Raw genomic sequence first — 6,395 nt, forward strand, 5'->3', positions numbered from 1 at the left:
ACCCCCGCCTCCTACCGACTGCCGCCGCCCCAACTCGACGAACACGGCGCACAGTTGCGCACCTGGCTGTCCGCACCCGAGGAGACAGGCCATGCCGGAGAGGAGACCGACCATGTCTGAGCCGGCCCCGCGCCCCGCCTACCCCACGGCCCTCGGCGCCTCCGACCCGCACACCATCACCCTCCTCGGGCACGACCTGGCCCAGGACATCATGGGCTCGGTCGGCTTCGGTGAACTCGCGTTCTGGCTCGCCACCCAGCGCCGGCCCACCCCCGGCGAGACCCGGGTCTTCGAGGCCGTGCTCGCCGCCCTGGCCGACCACGGCTTCACCCCCACCGCCATCGTCACCCGCCTGACCTACCTCTCCGCCCCGGACTCGGTCCAGGGCGCACTCGCCGCCGGCCTGCTCGGCGGCGGCTCCCGTTTCCTCGGCGTCACCGAGGACACCGGCCGCTTCCTGCACGACGTACTGGAGTCCCTCGACGGGGACCTGCCCACCGACGAGGCCGGCTGGGACGCGGTCGCGCTGCGCACGGTCGAACGGCGGCGCGCGGACGGGGAGTTCGTGCCCGGCCTCGGTCACCACGTGCACAAGGAGGGCGACCCCCGGACGCCCAGGCTGATCCAAATCGCGCAGGAGGAAGGCCTCTTCGGCGCGCACCTGAGCCTGTTCGCCGCCATCGGCCGGGTGCACCCGAAGGTGCTGCACCGCACGCTCCCCCTGAACGGAGCGGGGGTGTGCGGCGCCGCCCTCGCGGACCTCGGCCTCCCGCTCCAACTGCTGCGCGGCTTCGCCCTGTTGGCGCGTACGGCCGGACTGATCGGCCAGCTCGCCGAGGAACTGCGCCACCCCGTCGCCCAGGATGTCTTCCTCTCCGTCGACCGCAACAACATCCCGGTACCGCCCGAGCCGTATGCCCCGGACCCGCTCACGAAGGACCGGCGCGAGGACTGACCCCGCGCCCGCCGCCCGGCCATCCACCCCGTACACAGACCAAGGAGCCGCAACCGTGTCCGTCGACGAGGACAACATCACCGACCTGGCCGCCCAGCGGTGGGCCACCGCCCACTCCCCGCGGCTGGGCGAGCTGATGACCGCGCTAGTCCGTCATCTGCACGCCTTCTCGCGCGAGGTGCGGCTCACCGAGGACGAGTGGATGGCCGCGATCGAATGGCTGACCGCGGCCGGCGGGATCAGCGACGACAAGCGCCAGGAACTGATCCTCACCTCGGACGTGCTCGGACTGAGCACACTGGTCGTCCAGTTGAACAACCAGTTCACACCGGAGGCGACCCCCGCAACGGTGCTCGGTCCGTTCCACATCGACGGCTCACCGACCGCGCCCCACGGCTTCGACATGTCGGACGGCATCCCGGGCGCACCGCTGTTCTTCACCGGCAGGGTGACCGACACCGAGGGCAAGCCCCTCGCCCGCGCCGTGCTCGACGTGTGGCAGGCCGACGCGGACGGCGCCTACGAGGCCCAGATCCCCGAGATCGACGAAGCACGCCTGCGGGCCAAGTACCGCACCCGCGAGGACGGCACCTACTGCATCCGCACCATCGCGCCGCGCGGCTACGCCATCCCCATGGACGGCCCCGTCGGCGATCTGATGCGCCGGACGGACATCAGCCACTTCCGGCCGGCCCACGTCCACTTCCTCATCGACGAGCCCGACTACCGGAAACTGATCACCCATCTGTTCCAGGCGGGCAGCGACTACCTCGACTCCGACGTCGTCTTCGGCACCAAGGACGCGCTGATCATCCCCTTCACCGAACGACCGGCCGGCACCGCACCCGACGGCAGCACCCTCGAAGTCCCCTACCTGCACGCCCAGTACGACTTCGTCCTCCAACCCCACTGACCGTCGGGCGGAGAACACGCCCGCACAACCACAGCACCGGCAGTCGGACGGCCCTCACGGCTCGAAGCGGCGTACCGTCCCGTCGTCGGTGACCAGTGTCAGGACGATTCCCAGGTCGCGGGCGGCGGTGCCCGCGGCAATCTCGGTGAGGAGCTCGTCGCGGTCCGCCCAGCGGCGCAGCAGCCGGTAACGCTGTGCGAGGGTCAGGGTGAGGTCGCCGAGCGGGAGCGCGCCGGTCAGCGTCGCGAACGCGGCCTGGTCGGGTGTCGGGGTCACGCCCACTGCGGCAAGGTCGTCCAACGACACCGTCGTGTGCGCCTGGCCCGCCCAGTCGGCGGCGGTCAGAGCGGGCACCCGCACCGCGGCGTCCGGGGCCGCGAGCCGGAACTCGGTCCAGCGGTGCAGCGCGTCGGACGGGTCCGGTCCTCCGAGCAGGCCGCCGAGTCCCGGCCGGCCGAACAGGTCGGAGGACTCCCCCTTCCTCAGGGCGTCGACCAGCGCGGCCGGCAACCAGTCGCCGCCCGCTGGCTGACGCAGCGTCAGAGGCGCGGAAGCGGACCGGTTCCCGGTGTCTCCGCGCTGCGGCTCGGGGGCCTTCACGGCGCTCGACTTCACCTGCTCCGGGGCGACTTGGACGCCGAGTCGGTCGGTGAAGAGCCCGGCGACGTTGTCCAGCCAGCCGGCCGCGACCGCCGGGTCGATGTCCGGCCGCACCGACTTGCTCATGTAGCGGCCGGACTTGTCGTTCACGGTCCACGTCCGCAGGCTCTCGCTCCACCGGAACTCGCCCGACACCCGGCTCGCGCCGGGCCGCGTACGGCCGCCCTCCTCGAACACGGCGGCGATGCCGGTGTGCCCGAGGCCGTCGAGCTCCGCCCGCAGCGACTCCGCCGTCGTCTCGGGGCGCCGGGTGCGGACGCCGGCGAGCAGCGCGTCGAACCGGTCCTGTGCCATCACCTGCGAAGGTGTCTCGCTGCCGAGCAGGACACGGCCGTCGTCGGTCACCGTGTACAGCCACACCGCGTCGTGGTTGCCGGTGATCAGCAGGTCGGGGTCCACCTCTTCCAGGGGGATCCACAGCGGGTTCGCCCGTACGTCGCCCTCGTCGTCGCGCTCCTCGTCCTTCACCCGCTTCGGCATCACAGGGTCGCCGAAACCGGCGGTGAGGTCACCGCCCGGACCGGGCTGCGGCGCCGTCGGCCGCAAGGTCTCGTAGTGGTCGACGCCGTTGTAGGCGACGTACACGGTGGGCCCGTCGGCGTCCTCGGAGAGGCGGTGCAGGATGGATCCACCGCGGCCGTCGGGCTGGACGACGACGAGGTCGATGCCCAGCGACTGGGTGAGCAGCAGGGGTACGTCGTCGTAGAAGGGGGTGTGCCACAGCTCGGCCGAGCGGATCGCGCGGTCGACCAGCCCACGCTCCCCCAGCGCGACGGTCCCCGCCGGAGTGGCGGGCACGACGGACGGCAAGTGGCGGCGGATCTCCCGCCACAGCGCCCGCGACCTCGCCGTGGCGGGGCCGTGCAGGGTACGCAGGACCAGTTGGCGGACATTGTTCGCGTGCGCCTGGTCGGTCAGTGTGCGGCTTCGCGCGATCGCCACCGGCCCCGTGCCGTTCTCCAGACCCTCGGCTCTCAACTGGGCCTGGATGCCTGCCCGTTGCGCGGAGGTCAGCGGGATGTACCTCCGCAGACCCAGCGGAGTGAACAGGGGCCGCAAGCTGCGCAGGTCCGGGTACCTGTCGTGGACGATCGTGTCCAACGGGTCCCGCGCGGCGTGCTGTTGAGCGGCAGCGGACGTCCCGTACCAGCCGACGGTGTCGTCGCGCAGGTCGGCGACCGTCATCGTATGCACGGCCCGGCCCCGCACGGTGTGCCCCGGGTGCTGGGCACCGATGCCGGCGATGATCGCGGTGAACAGGCAGTTCCCGTCCGGACGCACGTTCTGGACGGTCATCTGCCGACCGTCCACCAGAACACTCCGAGCGGGCAGCGACTGCATCTCGCCGACGGACTTGCCCGGTGTGTCCGACTTGGCCTGTGTGTCCGAGTCGGGCTTGTCCTTGGTCTTCGTCTCCTTGCCCTCGGTCTCCTTGCTCTGAGTCTCCTTGCCCTCCGCGGTGTCGGCGTCCTTGGTGTCCTTGGTGTCCTTGGTGTCCATACTCCCCGGCGGCTCCGCGCCTCGAACGGGGGGCGCCGGCAGCGGTGTTGAGGTCCGCGGACGGGCCGACAGGTAGCTGTCACCGCGCCGGTAGACGGTCACCTGCCGGAGCGGACCCGCCGTCGGATCGGCGGAGCCCGGGAAGAACCGGTAGCTGCCGTCCTCCCCCACGACCGTGATGTCCACCCCGAGGGAACGAGCCGTCAGGTCAGCCGCAAGGTTCGCAGTCGCGTCGTCCCAGCGGCGGGCCCGCTGCACGTGCAGCCGTACGAGACTCTGCCGCTGGGCGGGCGTGAGTGCGGTGCGCAAGGCGTCGGGCAGCCGGCCGCCGTTCTCCTCGACGGTGCCGGACAGAGCGGGGTCGCGCCGGAAGTGCTCGCCGAGCCTGCTGGTCAGTTCGGCCGTACGGAACACCGCTTGCGGGTCGAGCGTCACGTCCCGGGGCATGTCGACGCTCCGGGCCACGCGGCCGGCCAGTCCGGCACGCCGGGTCTCCGACACCGCCGTCGGCCCGCCGCGCTCCCCGACACCGAGGACCGCCGTGAAGAACCCGTTGCCGTCACCGTCCGGTTCGTGCAGGTCGTAGACCCAGTTGCGGCCGTCGGGATCGGTGGCGGTCAGGGAGCGATGGTCCTGGGCCGCGTCGAAGCGCCGCAGCGACGGGTCCGGGGTTCCGGACGTCTCCCACGGCGGGCGGCTGAACGCGGGGCGCAGTTCGGCGTCGCCCGCGGCCTCGTCCTGCTCCCCACCGTCCTTCTTCTCGCCGCCCTTGTCACTGGCCTTCTTGTCTACGTCCTTCTTCTCGGCGTCCTTCTTCTCCGCGTCCTTGTCGCTCGCCTTCTTGTCAGTCGTCTCGGCGTCCTTCTTCTCCGTCACCGGCGCCTTCGCGGTGCCCGGTGCCGCCGGCGCCCGGAAGACGACCTCCTCCGGTTCCAGGGTGGCGCCGAGCCGGGCGCGTCCCGCCGGTGTGGTCGCCAACTGGTGCCAGCGGGTCAGCCGGTCGGCGGCTTCCCGGACGCGTGCGTACTCGTCGGCGAGCGCCTCCGCGAAACCACGTCGTTCGCCCAACTCCGCGGTGAAGGCGTCCAGTTGGTCGCGTGCCGTAGCGCGGGCCGCACGGGCCGCGGTGACCTCGTCGGCGGCCGCCCGCAGCACAGCGGTCACGCGGTCATGCGCGGCGTCGCGTTCCGCGTCGTGGAGTTCCGCCCAGCCGTCGTGGGCGGGCTCCGCGCCCTCGTTCTCGTGTTCCAGGCGGGCGAGTTCGCCGCGCGCGGCGATCACCCCGGGCAGGGTCTCGGGGTCGCGGGCGGTGAGGGTGGTCAGCAGGTTCTCGGCGTCCGTGAGGGCGGTCTCGCGGCGCGGGCCCTCGTCGCGGCGCAGCTCCCAGTACTTCTTGTCGGCGGTAGTCCACTCCTTGTCGGCCTTGGTGACCGCGTCCCACGCCTTGGCCGCCACCGGCGGGAATCCGTCGTCGCCGATGAGGCCCAGTTCACGGGCGACGTCCTCGCGGACCCAGGCCAGGACGGTGGTGTCGGTCTCGCGTGCCTGCGGGGCGCGCTGCGGGTTGCCGAAGGGGCTGCGCATCGCCCGCACCGGCGCGGAGTCCTTGACGTGGTGGTGGACCGCGGCCACGCTCAGCCAGGTCGTGGGGATGGCGAACAGGAACGAACGGGTGGTGTTCGGCTTGACGTTCACCGACGCGAGGCGGTCGCCGCCCGAGGCGAGGGTGTCGGACTCGGTCGCGACGTCGCCCGGTCCCGAGGCGCCCATCTGGTTGGTGCCGGTGGCGGCGGTCGACGTGGCGGGACCGCCGCCGAGCGCCGACTCGGCCTGCCCGACCCGCCCGGCGCTCACGCCACCCCCCTGCACATGGCGCTTGGGTGCCTCGTGCTTCATGCCGTCGGTGACGGCGAGCAGCCGGGCCTGCCGGAACTGCGGCCGGGAGTACAGCCGCAGGTCGGCGTCCGCGCCGCCGAAGAAGCCGCGTTCGGTCAGGCCGGCCACCTCGTAGCCGCCGGGCTCCAGGGTGCGGTCGTAGAAGGCGCTGAGGGCGTTGTTGCCGGTGCCGTCCTCCAGGTTCTGAGCGGGTCCGGTGCCGGCGCGGGTGAGCGGGGTGTCCCGGGCCCGGGCGATCAGGTCGTCGTCGACCGCGTCCGTGAGCGGGAAGGACGCGTCGTAGGCGGATGCGAGGGCAAGGGAGTTGGCGGTGTGGAGCTGGTCGACGCCGACGATCCGGCGGACCTTGAAACCGTCCGGCGGCATGGTGAACGGCTTCATGCTGTCGTCGGGGTGAAGCGTGTCGAGCCAGCCGCCGGGGCCGGTCGTGGCGGGCGGTGCGACGCGGCGGGAGGGTCCGGGGGCGTCGAG

3 protein-coding genes are annotated in these 6,395 nt (G+C 72.2%); 2 read left to right on the plus strand and 1 reads right to left on the minus strand.

Translation table 11 applies throughout. From position 1 onward, the window contains the following. Window positions 1-112: 112 nt before the first annotated feature. Both JHN45_RS50110 and JHN45_RS50115 read left to right on the plus strand, forming a co-directional pair. Window positions 113-955, plus strand: coding sequence for a citryl-CoA lyase (locus JHN45_RS50110; protein WP_201056126.1), 843 nt, complete (start codon window positions 113-115; stop codon window positions 953-955). A 55-nt stretch (window positions 956-1,010) separates the two neighbouring features. Then, on the plus strand, window positions 1,011-1,868 hold the full coding sequence (locus tag JHN45_RS50115) for a dioxygenase (RefSeq protein ID WP_201056128.1): 858 nt from the start codon (window positions 1,011-1,013) through the stop codon (window positions 1,866-1,868). 54 nt (window positions 1,869-1,922) lie between these two features. On the opposite strand, the gene JHN45_RS50120 is transcribed toward JHN45_RS50115, so the two are convergent. Further along, window positions 1,923-6,395 (minus strand): hypothetical protein (locus tag JHN45_RS50120; protein WP_201056129.1); only part of this gene is annotated, 4,473 nt, incomplete at its 5' end.

The organism is Streptomyces sp. MBT53 (genome assembly GCF_016654115.1).
GTDB lineage: Bacteria > Actinomycetota > Actinomycetes > Streptomycetales > Streptomycetaceae > Streptomyces.

Excerpts from the sequence above, each read along its gene's own strand:
- JHN45_RS50110 (WP_201056126.1), top strand. The coding sequence starts at position 113 with ATGTCTGAGCCGGCCCCGCGCCCCGCCTACCCCACGGCCCTCGGCGCC.